Consider the following 17,481-nt stretch of genomic DNA (forward strand, 5'->3'; position numbering starts at 1 on the left):
ATTAAAACTTAAAAATGTTAGCCGGAAAAACTTTGTTGATTTCTACTTTGTTAAGTAACATCACATAATCTCCGTCTTTTTTGGTACTGGAAGATTCAATTCTGAAAGGCATGATAATATTTCCTACTTTTTTATAGTCAGAATATATCAGGGTTTCATCTTTTTTCACTTCTTTCAAAAGCATATAAGTCTTTGTATCAAAATAATACATATTCTTATTGACATTTTTGGTAAGCTCCACTTTGTGACAGTAGATGTCTCCTACTTTTTCTTTTCCAAGGTATTTGGCATCAAAACCTTTATTTTCCCAATCAATGAAGTCATTATCAAAACTTTCCGGTACATATTCAGGATATTCCTGTAGTTTATTGGCGGCATAGTTCATTGCATATCCTTTTGTCCCGTCAAAACCTTCAATCGCGGTTTCTTTTCCTCCGGTAGTAATCAATGTTTTAGTAAGATTTGGACGTTGTTGAAAAATTCTTATCGGATACTCATCTTTGATTCCCAATACTACTTTTCCCTGAAGTAATACTGAATTCAGCAATTTCCAATTGGTTAACCCTCCGGATAATTCAATGTTTTTGTCTATAATTTCCTTTGCGGTCTGCGCAAATGTCATATGCGAAAATATCAGTCCAAATACTAATAATAACTTCTTCATTAATTTTATTTATAAATTCAAATATAGGGGGATTTATATGAAATTGCAAAAAGGAGAAAAGTGAATCTGCTTTTTTACTTCCTGCAATTTTTAAATCAGCTTTCTGGCTTTCTCAAGATCTTCCGGAGTATCAATGCCTACTCCTACGAAGTTGGTTTCTATCATTTTGATCTTCATTCCATATTCCAGATAGCGGATACATTCAATTTTTTCGGATATTTCCAATGGTTTCATTTCCAGTTTTGAAAACTGTAATAGCGCTTCTTTCCTGAAAGCATATACCCCAATATGTTTAAAATAGTTTATATCATAGGAAACTTCCCTGTGAAAAGGAATTACAGAGCGGCTGAAATACAAAGCAAAACCATTGTTATCTGTAATAACTTTTACATTATTAGGGTTTTCAACTTCCTCTTTTTCATGTAGCTGTATTTTTAAAGAAGCTAAAGAGATTTCCTGCTGATCATCATGCTTAAAAACTTCGATCAGCTGACGTAAAGGTTCCAGTTTCAAGAAAGGTTCATCTCCCTGAACATTGATCACGATATCACAGTCAATATTCTGTACAGCTTCAGCAATACGGTCGCTTCCGGTCTCGTGCTGCCCTGTCATTACGGCTTTTCCTCCGTTTTTTACGATTTCATCAAGAATAATTTCGGAGTCTGTAGCAACAAATACTTCATCAAACAGCCCGGTTTCCACTACGTTTTGATAAGTGGTAGTAATAACGGTTTTTTCTCCTAAAATCTGCATTAATTTCCCTGGAAAACGACTTGCTTCGTAACGTGCAGGGATGACAGCGATTATTTTCATTCAGTAAAAATATTAAGTAATTCTCTTTAATTCAACAGGTTTCATCTCAGCATTTTCAAAAGCTGTAATGATCCTTCTATCTTGAGATCAAATGTAGTGAAAAGTATCTTATTTACTCTACAAAACAGAGATTTCAACGGCTTAAAAAGAGAGTTTTACGCCTACCATATTATATTCCCATTGGCGGGATGCCGTAAAGTTGAGATTATATTTTGTTTTTCCTATGGTTCCTTCTGATGAAGTATATCTGCTTTTTGATATTGTTTTTCCTATAAAATATCCCATTAATAAAGCCAGCGGGTAATCTGAAGCCCAGTGAACTTTACTTTGCATCATCTGAAAACATAAGGCTCCCGCTAAGGTGTACCCTACCGGTTTTATCCATTTTGCATCCGGATAATTGTCTGCTATCACGGTGATTCCGGCCATAAAGGTTGTTAAGTGTCCGGATGGCATTGCATCGTAATTTGAGGTATTTTTTCCAAATTCTGAAAAGCTTGGAAAAGGATTCCATGCACCTCCTTTATTACCGTTTATCTCTGCAATAAAAGGGCTTTCTCTTCCGGTAATTCTTTTAGTGGTTTGGGTGAAAACTCCGGAAAGAATTAAACTTTCCATCAAACCACTCGCTGTAGCCTGTGCTCTATAATCATTTTTAATCAAACCATATGTTCCAAAACCAATTCCCAGCAAAACCAGTGTGGAACCATTTCCAATCAGATATAAAGTAGAGCCAATATCTTTAGGGATTTTAAAAACACCACCTATTTTGTTGTAGTTATTATCTTTATCCATTCCCCATCTTTCTCCCAATTCTCTTGAATTATCAATCAGTTTCTGGTCAAATGGTAATAGAATTAAAGTTGCTGCAACAGCCCCTCCCAGATAATAAGCATGGTCTTTGGCAACAAAATCTTTATTGGTATTGATAAAGTTTCTGGGCAATTTGGTTACAAAATCTAATAATTTGGGCTTGGAATAAGTTCTGACAGAACCGTCTTTCAAGGTATAAGTCTGTACTTTTGGCAGATCTTTTACCTTCAATGTGTCCACTTCTTGTGAGCATGCCAGTATTGAAACTGGTAAGAGTAGAAATCTCAGTTTTTTCATCGTGCAATTTTCGACTTTATTATATTTAGGTGTGTAAAAGCCCCAAAGGTAATTCCTAGATGAGTGTTGTACAAAGTGGTTATTTAACTTTTAATATTTATTTAATTTTTTGATAAATTGGCATAACATCACTTTCTGGAAAACGTCATGGTTGTATATAAAAAAGCTTCGACTCCGCCTAGCGTGACATTATTGCTAATACTAAATGAAATATTGTAACGATGTCATGCCGAACAGAGTCGAAGCATATATTATATCTGAAGACTACTTTAAGTTGTTCAAAGCACTTTCCAGTTTTGGAAGCATTACTTTGATCTCATCTGTAGCCAATCCTCCTACAGAAGCACGGAACCAAGGTTCAGATTTGTCTTCTCCGAAGGCTGAGAACGGTACTAAAGCCACTCCTGCTTCATTAATCAGGTAGAATACAAGGTCTGAAGAGTTTTCGATAACAGCTCCATCCGGTTTTGTTTTTCCAATATAGTTTAACTTAATGGTAAGATAAAGAGCTCCCATCGGTTCGATACTGTCTACTGAAAGTCCTTTTCCTTTTAAATCCTGAACTCCGTTGTGAAGAACTTTTAGGCTTTCTTCAAGTTTAGCCTTAAAATCATTAACGAAAGTATTTACATTCTCCGGATTTTCATAGAATTTAGCAGTTGCTTCCTGTTCCGGTTTTGGTGCCCATGCTCCAACGTGTGTAAGAAGCGCCTTCATTTTATCCAGGATATGAGCAGGCCCGAATCCCCATCCAACACGTACTCCTGTTGCTGCAAGGCATTTTGAAATACCGTCGATATAGATGGTATAATCTTTCATTTCAGGGAAAAGAGAAACTGGATCTACGTGCTCAGCTCCAAAAGTAAGGCAAGAATAGATCTGGTCATACATTAAGTATAAAGGTTTTTCGTCTGCTCCTCTTTTTTTGTTTTCAGCAATTACCAGTTCGCAAATCTCTGAAAGCTGCTCTTTTGTAAACATTGTTCCTGTAGGGTTCAATGGTGAGCAAAGTGCTAGTAATACTGCTCCATCCAAATGCGGTCTTAAATCATCTGCAGTTGGAAGGAAGTTGGTTTCAGGTTTTGTTTTCACTTCTACAGCGTTGGCTGAAGTAAGGTAAGCATAGTGATTGTTGTTCCATGATGGTGTAGGATATACTACTTTATCTCCTTCGTCTACAATGGTTTTGTATACGGCATAGATCAAAGGTCTTGATCCTGCAGTAATCAGAATATCGTTAGGAGAATAATCAAGATTCCATCTTTTTTTAAGGTCTTTGGAAACTTCCTTTCTTAAAGATAAAAGTCCGTTTGCAGGCGGATAGTTCGTCAAATTATTCTGATATGCTTTCTGAATCTCTTCCTTCAGCAATGCCGGAATAGGATAGATATTAGAATTCAGATCACCAATAGTAAGATTGGCAATTTCCGCTCCTTTTGCTTTTAGATCATTTACTTCGTTACCAATTTTTACAATTTCAGAACCGATCAGGTTCGCTGCTAATTTTGAAACTTTCACTTTTTCTTATTTTAAATTTATATTATCGTTCTCCATGAATCTTCTCATATTTTTTGATCTATGGTGTTTTCAGAGTATTAATCCAGTTTCAAATCTGTTTTAACAGCTCCTATTTTAGCTTCCAATGATTTTAACTTGTCTCTGAAATCTGCTTCTGAAGTAATGGAATCCTTCACTGAAACATAGAACTTGATTTTTGGTTCTGTTCCTGAAGGTCTTACGCATACTTTTGTTCCATCCTGAGTGTAATAGATCAATACATTAGACTTCGGAATATCGTTCATTACTTTTTTCTCGTTCGTAGAAATGGTAAGACTTGTCTGCTCTTTAAAGTCTTTCACTTCTTCTACGAGTGAACCGGCCAATTCTTTTGGAGGGTTTTCACGGAAGTTTTTCATCATATTCTGAATTTCTTCAGCTCCTTCTTTTCCTTTTCTTACAATATTGATTAATCCTTCGTAATACATTCCAAGGTCTTCATAGATCTCGATCATGTACTGATACATTGTTTTTCCGTTGGCTTTACACCATGCTGCAATTTCACAGGCTACAAGGATACTTCCACAAGAGTCTTTATCACGTACGAAATCTCCGGTCATGAATCCGAAACTTTCTTCACCACCACACACAAATTTCTGTGTTCCTTCTGCTTCACGGATCATTTTCCCGATCCATTTGAATCCGGTAAGACCTACTTTACATTCTACTCCGAATTTTTGTGCAATATCAAAGAAGATATCTGAAGTTACGATTGTAGAACCGATGAATTCTTTTCCTGTAATTCTTTCCTGTTTTCTCCACTCATTCAGAATGTAGTAAGTAAGGATTGTATTGGTTTGGTTACCATTCAGTAATTGCATTTCACCATCAAGATTTCTTACTGCAATACCCAATCTGTCTCCATCAGGGTCAGTTCCGATCACGATATCAGCATTGGTAATTCTTGCCAGATCCATTGCCATTTCCAACGCTGCAGGCTCTTCCGGGTTTGGAGAATCTACTGTAGGGAAATTTCCGCTTGGGATCATCTGTTCTCTTACAAGATCTATTTTTTTGAATCCAGCCTTTTCTAAAGCTTTAGGAATAGTAGTATAAGTTGTTCCGTGGATAGAGGTGAAAACTATATTTAAATTTTCTTTTCCAACATTCTGATATGTAGAGTTTTCAATACAAGCATTGATATACACATCATCCTGCTCTTCTCCGATCCATTCGATCAGATCATCATTTCCGTTGAATTTAATTTCCTCAAATTTAACAGAATATACTTCATTGATAATGGCTTCATCATTAGGCGGAACAATCTGTGCACCGTCGTTCCAGTATACTTTGTAACCGTTGTATTCAGGCGGATTGTGAGAAGCTGTCAATACGATTCCTCCGTTACATTTTTTATCACGTACTGTGAAAGACAATTCCGGAGTTGGTCTGTGATCTTTGAAAAGCAATACTTTAATTCCGTTTGCAGTTAAAACATCCGCTACCAGTTTTCCGAATTCTTTTGAGTTATTACGAACATCATAAGCAATGGCCACCTTAATTTCTTCCCCTTTGAACTGCTGCAGCATATAATTTGCCAGTCCCTGAGTAGCCTGTCCTAATGTATATTTATTCAAGCGGTTGGTTCCTACTCCCATTATTCCACGCATACCTCCTGTCCCGAATTCCAGCTCTCTGTAGAAAGAATCTTCCAGATCAGGGGAATTGCTGTCAATTAATGCCTGTACAGCATCTCTCGTTTCTTTATCGAAGGTATCACTTAACCAAAGTTTCGCTTTTTCTAGTGTATTCATATTTATGTCTAAGTTTTTTAAGCTGGAAGAGGGAAGCTGGAGGCAGGAAGTTATATTGTGCCTGGCTTCAAAATTCCGGCTTTATTTTATTTTTATATTATTTTATTTTATTTATCTATTTTGTTGGAAGCAAATTTCTAACTTTGAAAACAAGAGGTATGAAAAACTAACATCACTCCCAGCCTCCAGCTTCATACTTCCGGCCTTATTCTATTCTTTTATCTGATTTCTAAAAGCGACAATCTGGTTCATCAAATTATAGCTTTCATGATATAATGTATTAAATTCTTCTTCTGTAATATATTCTCTATTTTTTGCTTTATATAAACATGTTACTGTTTCTGCCAAAGAACGAATCGAATATCCTAAAAATTTTTTAAATTCTAATTTTGACTGCAAAATACTTCCCTCGGAAATATTAAGTGCAATTGAATCGGAAGCTCTTCTTATTTGTGAAGTTAAATTAAACACTTCATCCTTTGGAAATTTTTGAGATAATTTAAAAATAGACTCTCCAAAATCCATAGACTTTTGCCAAATAATCAATTTCTCAAATTTGAAACTCATATTTAGTCTTCAAGCTGGAAGAGAGAAGCTGGAGGCAGGAAGTTATATTATGCCTGGCTTCAAAATTCGGCTTTATTTTATTTTTATATTATTTTATTTATCTATTTTGTTGGAAGCAAATTTCTAATTTTGAAAACAAGAGGTATGAAAAACTAACATCACTCCCAGCCTCCAGCTTCATACTTCCGGCCCAATTACTCTAATTTCTTGTTCTCAACTTTCGTTGTCTTATCAATTTTGAACGCTCTGATAGGATCGTTATAATAGATAAATTTTGCAGTGTTCTGGATATGTCCTTTTAACGAATCTTTTACATTTACTTCTGCGTAATTTCCGTTTTTAGAATCAATATTCAGGTTGGTAATTTTCCAGTAAGGAGCAATTAAACTTGCTGTATCTGAAATCTTTATAACAGCATCTTTGGACAATCCCAGGAAATTGGCTCGGCTTCTGTTATGCATTTCTACTTCTGCTCTTCTGGTATTCACAGATCCCATGAAGCTTGCATTATTTTTCATATTAAGTCTGAAATTGTCTGTTTTGATTTCACTTGAAATATTCACTTCAACAGAATCAGAAACAGCTACTTTTTCCAGGTTATATTTTGAATAAATCGTCACATTATAAAAATCAACTCCTTTCGTCCCTCTTTTTTCTTTGATGAAAAGTGTCTTATCTTTTACATCTACATCAAGATTATTAGCTACATTAGGATAAGTCTCTATTTCTACAAAATTCTTCGGACCTCTGGCATAAAATACACGGAATTTCCCTTCCAGATCAAGGTTGACGAACTCCGAAACATCCACATCTTTCTTTTCAATATTTCCTTTCGGAGAAACTTTTCCACAGGAAACTACTGCCATCAGCATTAATGTGTATACAACTTTTTTCATATTTAAGTTTAAATATTCTATATTATAATCGCAACGATATTTATTGAAAATCTCTGAAAGCTTTTTCATGTCTCTCCCAGGGACTTTCAATATTACTTTGAACAAAAATAGGATTAAAATTTCTAAAAATCTTTGTCTTTTGACAATAAAATACCTGATAATTTTCAAATTTTTGGCTTTCGAGAAAAAGTCTGTTTCTAATTCTCTCTTTCTTTTACTTTTTTATAAAACCATGTTTTAGGGCTGCCAGCCATTGAAAATAAAAGAAGATAATTCTTACTTACACTGGAAATTTTCATTGGGGTTATATTTTCATCATCATTATACTTCATTTTCAACAGATTATTTTCTATCTTATAAATTCCATTGTTCCCTATTGAAGTGAAAGTTTTATCCTGATAGAAGGTCAGAATTCCTGTTCCGTATCTGGAATTATTTGTTTTGGTTTTCAGTGTATCTGTATTACGAATTTCACCATCATAAATATCAATAAACTCCCATGAACCGGAAAGTTTATTGGATGAGCAGGAAATTACAAGGAATAAAAGAAAATAAAAAAGGATTGATTTGAGTTGAAACATTTAAGTTAAAAGTTTTTATAAAATTACAAAAAAGCACTCTGTCAACAGAGTGCTTTTATTTATTAAGATGAAGTTACTATTAATTGTGGCCTACTATCATTGAGCTTAAGAACCACTAATTACAATAATTTTATACACTAATATCACAAATATCAATAGCGTCATTTGTGAAGCATTCGCGTCATTAGTGTTTAAACTAAAACCACTAAGTACACTAATTTTATTCACCAATATCACAAACATGCATAGTGTCATTTGTGAAACATTCGCGTCATTAGTGTTTAAAAATTATATCACTTCGTCTATATTATAATTCTTATGCTCACGATTCGTTCTGATAATCATTTCTCCTAAGAATCCTGCAACAAAAAGAAGGCTTCCCAAGATCATCATTGTTAATGCAATAAAGAACCAAGGATTATTGGTGATTAAATGTCCGTAAATTCCTCTTGCAACATCAATCAGTTTAGAAATCCCCAGCCAAAGAGCTGAAAGAAAACCAACAATAAACATTAAAGTTCCTACTGCTCCAAAGAAATGCATTGGTCTTCCTCCAAAACGACTTACAAACCAAAGGGTTATCAAATCCAGAAAACCTCTTACAAATCTTTCAGTTCCGAATTTTGAAGTTCCGTAAGGTCTTGCCTGGTGTTGTACTTCTTTTTCAGTAATTCTTCGGAAACCTGCATTGGCAGCCAATACCGGAATATAGCGGTGCATATCTCCGTATACATCAACAGATTTTACAACCTGTCTTTTATAGGCTTTCAAACCACAGTTGAAGTCATGAAGATAAACTCCTGAAACTTTTCTCGCCGCTGCATTGAATAGTTTTGACGGAATATTTTTCGTCATTACATTATCAAAACGTTTCTTTTTCCAACCGGAAACGATATCATAATTATCGTTGATTACCATATTATACAGTTCCGGAATTTCTTCAGGGAAATCCTGCAGGTCGGCGTCCATAGTAATTACCACATCTCCGTTTGTTCTTTCAAAGGCTGCATGAAGGGCCTGAGATTTTCCATAATTTCTGGAAAATTTAATAGCGTGGATCTGAGGATGCTGAACTTTCATATTCTCAATAATACTCCACGACAAATCCGTACTTCCATCGTCTACAAACCAGATCTCATAAGATAAATCATTGGTTGTGCATACTTTATCAATTCTTGAAAAAAGCTCTTCCAGAGAGTCTTCTTCGTTCAGTAACGGAATAACTATAGATAAATTCATTTAATTTTAATAAAAATTAGGCTTGATTTGTTTCTTCAGGCTGATGTATTGTTCTTGTTCTGAAGAACGCTCCGAAAAACACCGACAAAACTACGTAAAATATAAGAATTGCTGCAAAGTATCCTGAAAAATGACTTGCGGTAAGCATATCTTTTCCTTTAACAGCTTCCGGAGTGAAGCTTTGTAACCTTTCTGTATACTTCTGATCCAGCTCATCAATATCTTTCTGATGCTTCAGAATTTTTCTTGCAGAGGTATATTCGGTATCCAATTCTGATTTTTGTCTCTGAACATATTGGTAGTTCAACAGTTTTTTTGCTGCCGGATCTACAAAATTTAAAAAGGCATAAATACTAAAGATGGAAAGAATTCCTCCGACAAACATCGGAACGAATGCTCTTTTGAAAGCTTCTTTGAATTTTACTACTCTATGGTTGTTCCAATAAGATTTTACAGACCAGAAAGCAGCCCCCGCATAGAGAAGAGGCAAAACAAAAGCGTTGGCTTTCAAAGAGATATCAAAATAATTGATTCCTGAGAAAAAAGTGTACACTACAAAGAAAACGATCATTGTAGCGATAAAAAGTATAATTCCTAGTGTTGATGGACTTTTCGTCATATTTAAATTTTTAGAAAAAAGTTGAAAAATTTTCCCTCTAAATGTCAGGCGTTTAGCTTTACCACTGCATTTTTTCGACTAATTTTCTTTAATAATGTTTTGAAGTTTATAAAATATTCCTACCTTTGCAACGGCAAGTCCTAAACAACCAGCTCCTGAGAATCCTCCAGGGTGGGAACGCAGCAAAGGTAATCGGTCGTAGCGGTGTGATTTAGGTAGCTTGCCATTTTTTTTTGGTTTAAAGTAAGAAGAGAGGTAATTTGATAATTATCTTTTTTTGTTTTTAATACCTTACGCATCATTTTCATTTTTCTAATTTTCAGATTACCTCCGGTTCAGTTATTGATTAAAATTCGAATGTCTCACCCAATTTTGGTAAAACAAGTTCTACATTTTTATCTGCAAAATGCTTTAATGCACTTTCATGATTGATTTCAATTGCAGGGAAAGTATCAAAGTGACATCCGATTACTTTTGGAGTTTTCAACAGTTCTGCAGCGGCAAAAGAAGCTTTTCTAGGGCACATTGTGTAGTGGCTCCCGATAGGAAGGATAGAAAGATCAATTTTTCCGTATAATCTCGGGAACAGCTCCATATCAGCCATTACTCCTGTATCTCCAGCCAAATAGATGTTCTTACCTTCAGGAAGTCTGAAGATATACCCTACAGGAACGCCTCCATAGCTTCCATCCGGGAAAGAACTTGTATGATGAGCCGGAACCATGGAAATTTTCAAATCGTCGATTTTTGCCGATCCTCCTAAGTTCACATCGTCTCTATTTTTAGCCTGTTGGAAGTAACCGCACACTTCTGGTACTCCAATGATGGTAGCTTCCGGATAATGCTGTAATACCTCTGCTACATCGGCAATATGATCACCATGCGCATGGGTTAACAAGATGTAGTCGATTTTTTGAGCAGCAATATCAAACCCTGATTCTGCTTTTTTGTAATTGTAAAAAGGGTCGCTCAAAATTGTTTTGTCCTTGTAGGTAAACAGGAAACAATTTTGCCCTAAGAATTGTATTTTCATTTTAAATTTAGTTTTAAAATTTCTGGTTAATGATTCATCAGTCTAAGTGAAAGAAACATCTTTTTTAAGAACATCCCAATGGTGGCTTTAAAAAAAACTCATATATCAACAGACATGTTGGTATTATTATTAAAATCTGGAGAACTAATAGCGGTTTCATTACTTGCAATTTCCTGATTAACACACAAAATGCTAAGACAGCATTAGAAATGATAATCAAAGTAACCAAGGCAGGAATAAAGTCAATTTCAAAAACGGACATTCCACCCCTTAATTCCTCAATCAAATAATAAATAAATAGTAAAGCTAAAATGATTGACAGAAACGAAGTTATCTTTAAAGCAATTTTCATGATTTCTATTTCTGCGGGAATTTATCTTCAATTAAGCTGAGATTAATTCCATGTTCCAGATAAGCTTTACAACCGTCTAAAACTGTCGTAAAACCTCCTGTATTGTCATTAATTACTTTTAACAGATCTTCGCCAGTCTGGCTAAATCCATAGCTCTTAACAATAATAAGAGTTCCTTTTTCCATGGTTTTGAATTCATAGTCTACGTTTGTTGAAGGCTCTCCCCACTCTGTTTTGATCAGCTGGTTCGGAATTATCTGATGAACTTTCACTTCGGATTTCACTCCGTACATTTCCCATTCCCAGATAACAGTTTTACCTTCTTCTAATTTTCCGGTAGATTTTGTGAACCAGAAATTAGTTGTTATCTCCGGGTTGATAAATGCTTCAAAAACATCTTCAATCGGTTTTCTGATAAGCATTTGAGCTTCAACATAAACATTAGAACTCATGATGTAATATTTTAGATTTAGTTAAATAAATTCAATCCGGCTGCCGTAAGAATTGCCATTACAAACGTCATGATACCCACCTGCTTTAAGTACTGATCTAATTCTTTTGGTTCTTTTACCGATAAAATTTTTCTTCTCAGTTTTGATAATGGAATCAGCAGAATCATTACGATAAAAGCATAATAGTTTTGCCCCTGCATAAATCCGTTTATTCCTAAAAACATAAGAATCAGCAGTAATGGAAGCTGTAACAGGACCATTTCATAAATCATTGCATTTCTGAATCCTATTCTCAATGCAAAGCTGTTTTTTCCTGATAGTTTATCACTTTCAATATCTCTCATATTGTTCAGGTTGAGAACCGCCATACTCATCATTCCAACAGCAGTTCCCGGTAGTAACATATCCCAGCTGAACGTTTTGGTAAACAGGAAATAACTTCCGCATACGGAAACCAATCCAAAGAAGATAAATACAAAGATATCTCCCAATCCCATATATCCGTAAGGCTTCTTCCCTACCGTATACCCTATCGCTGCAAGAATACATGCTATTCCTAATCCTATGAAAATATAAAATTCATTCATATAGTTTGGAATAAAAGCAACGTACAGCAATGCAATAGTTGCAATGAAAGATAATGCTGCGAAAAGAATCACTGCATTTTTCATCTGTTTTGCGGTAATTTTTCCTGATGCTACTGCTCTTGCTTCAGCTTCATTGATTCTTTTGGCATCGGTTCCTTTTACTCCGTCACCGTAATCATTGGCATAATTTGATAAAATCTGGTATAAAAGTGTCACCAAAAGAGCGAGCGCTAAAATTTTCCAGTCCCAGGTTCCACCTTCTCCGTAAAGTCTCCATTTTGCAATGAAAGCTCCCATAATAATTCCGCTTAAGGAAAGCGGTAAAGTTCTTAGCCTTGCGGCTTTTATCCAATCCGTCATATTATTTTAGATGTTAGACAGTAGAAGTTAGAAGTTAGTAAGACCATTCTGTCTAATATCTAGCTTCTAACCTCTAACTTCTTTTTTATGATATCCATTGATCTTCTCCGAAGTTTGGCTTTCTTTTTTCAAGGAATGCATTTCTTCCTTCCTGAGCCTCTTCCGTCATATAGGCAAGACGGGTTGCTTCTCCTGCGAAAACCTGCTGTCCTACCATACCATCGTCTGTAAGGTTCATAGCAAATTTCAGCATTCTGATAGAAGTAGGAGATTTAGCTAATATTTCCTGAGCCCACTCATAAGCTGTATCTTCTAATTCAGCATGAGGAACTACTTTATTTACCATTCCCATTTCTAAAGCTTCCTGAGCAGAATAGTTTCTTCCTAAAAAGAATATTTCACGGGCTTTTTTCTGTCCTACCATTTTAGCAAGGTAAGCAGAACCGTAACCACCATCAAAACTTGTAACATCAGCATCTGTCTGCTTGAAAATAGCATGTTCTTCGCTTGCTAACGTTAAATCACATACAACATGAAGCGAGTGCCCTCCACCAACTGCCCATCCAGGAACTACTGCTATAACTACTTTAGGCATAAAACGGATCAAACGCTGAACTTCAAGGATATTCAAACGGTGTCTTCCATCTTCTCCTACGTATCCCTGATGCCCTCTGGCTTTTTGATCTCCTCCACTACAAAAGGCCCATCCACCGTCTTTAGGGCTTGGTCCTTCTCCTGAAAGCAATACAACTCCTATTGAAGGATCTTCATAGGCATCATAAAAAGCATCGTATAATTCTGAAGTTGTTTTAGGCCTGAAAGCGTTACGTACCTCTGGTCTGTTGAAAGCAATTCTTGCTACACCGTTAGATTTTTTATAGGTAATATCTTCGTATTCCTTGGCGGTTTTCCACTCGATCATCTTATAAAAATTTTTCTCAAAGATACGGAATTACAGAGAAATTATCTGTGTGAAATTTACCCATCATTTCAATAAGGAAGAGAAATTTTTCATCCAAAAATTCTACTTACAGATATTGGATAAAAATGTATTTTTCAGAATGAGCAACGGACTCTGTTTTCTTACAAAACAAAAGCCGGAACAGTAATGTTCCGGCTTTTTATTATTGAGTTATTAAATAATTACTTGGCAGCTGCACTAAGTTCAGCTTCTTTTGCTTTCATTTCTTTAACTTTTTCAATGTTTTTAGTTACTACATAAATTTCCTTTAATGCAGAAACAGCATCAATGCTCTTTGGATTTGCTTTATACCATCCTTCTGCGTATGGTAATGCTTTTCCAAATCTTTCTCTTCTTGCGTCGATCAATTTAGAAGCTTCATCCGGTTTGTCTTTTCTCAATGCATTGATTTCTCCTACTACTTTAGCATCATCACCAATGGTTGTATATACTAAGTTTTGATATGCGTCAGAAAAATCTGGTTTAAGCTCAATTGCTTTTTTGAATGCCTCTACTGCATCATTTACAGTAGCAGGATTTTTAGCCTGCATTACCCCAAGGTTGTACCAGTTGGTTGCATCGTTAGGGTTCTTAGCCAACTGTTCTTTCAATCCGGAAACGAATTTATCTGTATTTCCTGACTGAAGATATGCTGTAGTCTGAGCTTCTTTAAGTTTAGCACTGTTTGGGAATTTAACTAATCCTTTTTCGATAACAGCAAGAGCCTCAGGTCCTTTTTTCGCATTAAGAAGTAATGAAGCCAGAGTTTCGTATAAATCTGCCTCTATACTTTTAGTCTGCTCTGTTTTGAAATCAGAATAGTCAGAATTCTTCTTCATAAGCTCCCAAGTTGCTTTATCTAGATTTACAACCTGTCCTGTTTTCTTTTCTTTTGCAGTATAAGTAGTTTCTACTCCCGTAAATCCTGAATTAACAAGGTCTGTATAAATTTTGATAGATTGGTCACTGTTATTAGCTAATGCGTGGCTAAGTCCAGCATAATACATATATATTTTGTTGTCCTGTCCGCTAGACTTTAATAAGTCATAAACTTCAATGAACTTAGGTGCTGCAGCTGCATAATTTTTTGCATTATACGCGTCCATAGCAACTTTGTTAGCTTCCTGAAGCTGAGCATTCAAAGCATTCGCATCTTTTTTCTGCCCAAAAGCAAAAGCAGACGCTACGATAGCCATTCCTAAAATTAGTTTCTTCATAATAACTATTTTATATTTATATTGTACAATTTATTCTTCAGAATCAGAATTCTCATTTTCCTCTGCTGCATTTTCATTTTCAGCCTGAGGTATTGTATTGTCTTCCTGGTTATCAGCTACAATATCTGTTTCTTCTTCAGTTTCTTCAGAATCTTCTTCTACATCTTTATCCATTGCTACTTTTGCAATGGCTGCAATTTCGTCATTTTTCTTAAGATTGATCAGTTTTACTCCCTGTGTATTTCTACCCATTACTCTCATTTCATCCATACCCATTCTGATTGCAACACCGGATTTATTGATAATCATCAATCCATCTTCGTCCGTTACATTTTGAATAGCAATCAGATTTCCTGTTTTTTCGGTAATATTCAGGGTAATAACTCCTTTTCCTCCTCTGTTGGTAATTCTATAATCTTCTACTGCAGTTCTCTTTCCGTATCCTTTTTCAGATACTACAAGTACTGTTTCGTTTTCTACATCGTTCACAACAATCATACCAATAACCTCATCATTGTCTTCCATGGCAATACCTCTTACCCCGATAGATCCTCTACCTACTTCTCTTACTTTTTCTTCAGGGAAACGGATACATTTACCATTTTTAGTAGCAATCATAATCTGAGATGTTCCGTTAGTAAGGTAAGCACCCAATAACTGGTCATTATCTCTGATTTCAATAGCATTTACTCCATTTACTCTTGGTCTTGAATAGGCTTCTAATGATGTTTTCTTGATAGTACCGTTTTTGGTAACCATCACAACGCTCATTTGATTTACATATTCGGAATCCTTCAGGTTGTTGGTTCTGATATATGCTTTGATCTTATCATCCGGTTCAATGTTGATAAGGTTTTGCACTGCTCTTCCTTTTGCTGTTTTGGAGCCTTCCGGAATTTCAAATACTCTCAGCCAGTAACATCTTCCTTTTTCGGTAAAGAATAACATATACTGGTGATTGGTTGCAGAAACAATATATTCAAGGAAGTCGGAATCCCTTGTTGTTGCTGCTTTGTTTCCTACACCTCCTCTGCTTTGAATTTTATATTCTGAAAGTGAAGTTCTCTTGATGTATCCTGCGTGAGAGATGGTAAGAACTACAGCTTCGTTCGGGATAATATCTTCAATAGACATTTCACCTCCTGAGTAATCAATTTCTGTTCTTCTTTCGTCTCCGTATTTTTCTTTGATTTCGATCAATTCGTCCTTGATAATCTGGAATCTTCTTGGCTCATTCGCTAAGATATCTTCAAGATTTTCAATTTCTTTCATGATTGCATCGTATTCATCACGGATCTTATCAAGCTCCATTCCTGTTAAACGAGCCAATCTAAGATCAAGGATCGCCTGAGCCTGAATGTCTGAAAGTTCAAATGCTTCAATCAAGCCTTCTTTTGCAGCCTGAGGATTTGCACTGTGACGGATAATAGAAATTGCTCTGTCTAAAGCATCCTGAGTTCCGATTACTTTCATGAACCCTTCAAGGATATGTGCTCTTTCTTTTGCTTTCTTAAGCTCAAACTGGGTTCTTCTTACGATTACCTCGTGTCTGTGCTCTACAAAGTGATGAATGATATCTTTAAGGTTCAACTGCTCCGGTCTTCCGTGTACCAATGCAATATTGTTTACACTGAAAGAAGTCTGAAGTGCCGTATATTTATATAATAGGTTAAGAACAACATTCGGAATAGCATCGTTTTTCAATTCATAAACAACACGAAGTCCTTTTCTGTCCGATTCATCTCTGATCTCGTGGATACCGGGAATTTTCTCATCTTTAACAAGCTCTGCTGTTCTTGCGATCATTTCCGCTTTGTTAACCTGATAAGGAATTTCACTAACGATAATAGCGTTTCTGTTTCCGATTTCATCAAAGCTAACCTTAGCTCTTAAAACAACTCTTCCTCTTCCTGTATGGAAAGCATCTCTTACTCCGTCATACCCATAGATGATACCACCTGTAGGGAAATCCGGTGCAATGATGTGCTGCATCAGCTCGTCTATTGTAATTTCCTTATTATCAATATAAGCGCAGATAGCATCTACAGACTCAGATAAGTTGTGTGGCGCCATATTGGTTGCCATCCCCACTGCAATACCGGAAGTACCGTTTACCAAAAGGTTCGGAACTTTAGTTGGCATTACTGTCGGCTCCTGTAAACTGTCGTCGAAGTTATTCTGGAAATCAACGGTCTCTTTGTCTAAGTCTGAAAGCACCTCATCAGAGATTTTTTTCAATCTTGCCTCAGTATAACGCATTGCTGCAGGCGGGTCACCATCCATTGAACCGAAGTTACCCTGGCCGTCAACCTGAGGATAACGTAAGCTCCAGTCCTGGGCCATTCTTACCATAGCATCGTATACAGAGGAATCTCCGTGCGGGTGATATTTACCCAAAACATCCCCAACAATTCTCGCAGATTTTAAATATTTTCTATTAGAAAATACCCCTAATCCATACATACCGTAAAGAACTCTTCTATGAACAGGTTTCAAACCGTCTCTTACATCCGGTAACGCTCTTGAAACGATAACGGACATCGAATAATCGATATAAGACGATTTCATTTCATCAACAATGTTGATAGGAATCAGTCTTTCTCCTTCTTTTTGCATAAACAAATTTTATTGTAATGATATTCAAACTCTTAGCTGTAAGTCTGAAAATTATTTATTTCCAATTTTTATTAACGGGCTAATTTACGAAAAAAATGCCGAT

16 protein-coding genes and 1 other RNA gene are annotated in these 17,481 nt (G+C 35.8%); 1 reads left to right on the plus strand and 16 read right to left on the minus strand.

Annotated features, from left to right (window positions below; translation table 11 throughout):
• Nucleotide 1: 1 nt before the first annotated feature.
• The 10 genes from KIK00_RS05050 to KIK00_RS05095 form a co-directional block, all read right to left on the minus strand.
• Nucleotides 2–664 carry an outer membrane lipoprotein-sorting protein gene (locus tag KIK00_RS05050; RefSeq protein ID WP_255815482.1) on the minus strand — a complete coding sequence of 221 codons (663 nt, stop codon included), beginning with the start codon at nucleotides 662–664 and terminating at the stop codon, nucleotides 2–4.
• Nucleotides 665–754: 90 nt separating this feature from the next.
• A complete protein-coding gene (gene kdsB, locus KIK00_RS05055; RefSeq protein ID WP_255815483.1) occupies nucleotides 755–1,477 on the minus strand; it encodes a 3-deoxy-manno-octulosonate cytidylyltransferase in 723 nt (240 codons plus the stop codon).
• Nucleotides 1,478–1,618: 141 nt separating this feature from the next.
• Nucleotides 1,619–2,587 carry a phosphatase PAP2 family protein gene (locus KIK00_RS05060; RefSeq protein WP_255815484.1) on the minus strand — a complete coding sequence of 323 codons (969 nt, stop codon included), beginning with the start codon at nucleotides 2,585–2,587 and terminating at the stop codon, nucleotides 1,619–1,621.
• 264 nt (nucleotides 2,588–2,851) lie between these two features.
• Nucleotides 2,852–4,105 carry a pyridoxal phosphate-dependent aminotransferase gene (locus KIK00_RS05065; protein ID WP_255815486.1) on the minus strand — a complete coding sequence of 418 codons (1,254 nt, stop codon included), beginning with the start codon at nucleotides 4,103–4,105 and terminating at the stop codon, nucleotides 2,852–2,854.
• Between the two features lie 77 nt (nucleotides 4,106–4,182).
• Nucleotides 4,183–5,898 (minus strand): phospho-sugar mutase, encoded by a 1,716-nt coding sequence (locus KIK00_RS05070; protein ID WP_255815487.1) that lies wholly within the window; start codon nucleotides 5,896–5,898, stop codon nucleotides 4,183–4,185.
• 210 nt (nucleotides 5,899–6,108) lie between these two features.
• Nucleotides 6,109–6,465 carry a four helix bundle protein gene (locus KIK00_RS05075; RefSeq protein WP_255815488.1) on the minus strand — a complete coding sequence of 119 codons (357 nt, stop codon included), beginning with the start codon at nucleotides 6,463–6,465 and terminating at the stop codon, nucleotides 6,109–6,111.
• 194 nt (nucleotides 6,466–6,659) lie between these two features.
• Entirely contained in the window at nucleotides 6,660–7,361 is a 702-nt protein-coding gene (locus tag KIK00_RS05080; protein WP_255815489.1) for a GIN domain-containing protein, read from the minus strand.
• 197 nt (nucleotides 7,362–7,558) lie between these two features.
• Nucleotides 7,559–7,942, minus strand: a complete 384-nt coding sequence (locus KIK00_RS05085) for a hypothetical protein (protein WP_255815490.1) — start codon at nucleotides 7,940–7,942, stop codon at nucleotides 7,559–7,561.
• A gap of 288 nt (nucleotides 7,943–8,230) precedes the next feature.
• Complete coding sequence (locus KIK00_RS05090) at nucleotides 8,231–9,181, minus strand: glycosyltransferase family 2 protein (RefSeq protein WP_255815491.1); 951 nt, start codon at nucleotides 9,179–9,181, stop codon at nucleotides 8,231–8,233.
• Between the two features lie 16 nt (nucleotides 9,182–9,197).
• Nucleotides 9,198–9,800 (minus strand): DUF4199 domain-containing protein, encoded by a 603-nt coding sequence (locus KIK00_RS05095; protein WP_255815492.1) that lies wholly within the window; start codon nucleotides 9,798–9,800, stop codon nucleotides 9,198–9,200.
• Nucleotides 9,801–9,931: 131 nt separating this feature from the next.
• Between KIK00_RS05095 and ffs the strand changes: the two genes are divergently transcribed.
• Nucleotides 9,932–10,029: signal recognition particle sRNA small type (gene ffs, locus KIK00_RS05100), an RNA gene on the plus strand.
• A 117-nt stretch (nucleotides 10,030–10,146) separates the two neighbouring features.
• Here the strand turns inward: ffs and KIK00_RS05105 are convergent.
• The 6 genes from KIK00_RS05105 to gyrA all read right to left on the minus strand — a co-directional run bounded on the left by KIK00_RS05105 (nucleotide 10,147) and on the right by gyrA (nucleotide 17,378).
• Nucleotides 10,147–10,833: a metal-dependent hydrolase gene (locus KIK00_RS05105; RefSeq protein WP_255815493.1), complete on the minus strand. Its 687-nt coding sequence runs from the start codon at nucleotides 10,831–10,833 to the stop codon at nucleotides 10,147–10,149.
• 357 nt (nucleotides 10,834–11,190) lie between these two features.
• The gene (locus KIK00_RS05110; protein WP_255815494.1) at nucleotides 11,191–11,637 is read right to left on the minus strand and encodes an SRPBCC family protein; all 447 of its coding nucleotides are present in this window, start codon (nucleotides 11,635–11,637) and stop codon (nucleotides 11,191–11,193) included.
• A gap of 17 nt (nucleotides 11,638–11,654) precedes the next feature.
• Nucleotides 11,655–12,584: a 1,4-dihydroxy-2-naphthoate octaprenyltransferase gene (menA, locus tag KIK00_RS05115; RefSeq protein ID WP_255815496.1), complete on the minus strand. Its 930-nt coding sequence runs from the start codon at nucleotides 12,582–12,584 to the stop codon at nucleotides 11,655–11,657.
• Between the two features lie 85 nt (nucleotides 12,585–12,669).
• Entirely contained in the window at nucleotides 12,670–13,506 is an 837-nt protein-coding gene (locus KIK00_RS05120; RefSeq protein WP_047374497.1) for a 1,4-dihydroxy-2-naphthoyl-CoA synthase, read from the minus strand.
• Between the two features lie 221 nt (nucleotides 13,507–13,727).
• Nucleotides 13,728–14,762, minus strand: a complete 1,035-nt coding sequence (locus KIK00_RS05125; RefSeq protein ID WP_255815497.1) for a M48 family metallopeptidase — start codon at nucleotides 14,760–14,762, stop codon at nucleotides 13,728–13,730.
• 30 nt (nucleotides 14,763–14,792) lie between these two features.
• Nucleotides 14,793–17,378: a DNA gyrase subunit A gene (gene gyrA / locus KIK00_RS05130; protein WP_255815498.1), complete on the minus strand. Its 2,586-nt coding sequence runs from the start codon at nucleotides 17,376–17,378 to the stop codon at nucleotides 14,793–14,795.
• Between the last annotated feature and the right edge of the window lie 103 nt (nucleotides 17,379–17,481).

This window comes from Chryseobacterium sp. MA9, from assembly GCF_024399315.1.
In the GTDB taxonomy this organism is placed as follows: Bacteria; Bacteroidota; Bacteroidia; order Flavobacteriales; family Weeksellaceae; genus Chryseobacterium.

Bases quoted from the DNA above. Each gene is read 5' to 3' on its own strand.
- gyrA (WP_255815498.1), bottom strand. From the start codon at position 17,378: ATGCAAAAAGAAGGAGAAAGACTGATTCCTATCAACATTGTTGATGAA.
- KIK00_RS05075 (WP_255815488.1), bottom strand. From the start codon at position 6,465: ATGAGTTTCAAATTTGAGAAATTGATTATTTGGCAAAAGTCTATGGAT.
- KIK00_RS05050 (WP_255815482.1), bottom strand. From the start codon at position 664: ATGAAGAAGTTATTATTAGTATTTGGACTGATATTTTCGCATATGACA.
- KIK00_RS05080 (WP_255815489.1), bottom strand. From the start codon at position 7,361: ATGAAAAAAGTTGTATACACATTAATGCTGATGGCAGTAGTTTCCTGT.
- KIK00_RS05120 (WP_047374497.1), bottom strand. From the start codon at position 13,506: ATGATCGAGTGGAAAACCGCCAAGGAATACGAAGATATTACCTATAAA.
- kdsB (WP_255815483.1), bottom strand. From the start codon at position 1,477: ATGAAAATAATCGCTGTCATCCCTGCACGTTACGAAGCAAGTCGTTTT.
- menA (WP_255815496.1), bottom strand. From the start codon at position 12,584: ATGACGGATTGGATAAAAGCCGCAAGGCTAAGAACTTTACCGCTTTCC.
- KIK00_RS05110 (WP_255815494.1), bottom strand. From the start codon at position 11,637: ATGAGTTCTAATGTTTATGTTGAAGCTCAAATGCTTATCAGAAAACCG.
- KIK00_RS05070 (WP_255815487.1), bottom strand. From the start codon at position 5,898: ATGAATACACTAGAAAAAGCGAAACTTTGGTTAAGTGATACCTTCGAT.
- KIK00_RS05125 (WP_255815497.1), bottom strand. From the start codon at position 14,762: ATGAAGAAACTAATTTTAGGAATGGCTATCGTAGCGTCTGCTTTTGCT.
- KIK00_RS05095 (WP_255815492.1), bottom strand. From the start codon at position 9,800: ATGACGAAAAGTCCATCAACACTAGGAATTATACTTTTTATCGCTACA.
- KIK00_RS05090 (WP_255815491.1), bottom strand. From the start codon at position 9,181: ATGAATTTATCTATAGTTATTCCGTTACTGAACGAAGAAGACTCTCTG.
- KIK00_RS05105 (WP_255815493.1), bottom strand. From the start codon at position 10,833: ATGAAAATACAATTCTTAGGGCAAAATTGTTTCCTGTTTACCTACAAG.
- KIK00_RS05085 (WP_255815490.1), bottom strand. From the start codon at position 7,942: ATGTTTCAACTCAAATCAATCCTTTTTTATTTTCTTTTATTCCTTGTA.
- KIK00_RS05060 (WP_255815484.1), bottom strand. From the start codon at position 2,587: ATGAAAAAACTGAGATTTCTACTCTTACCAGTTTCAATACTGGCATGC.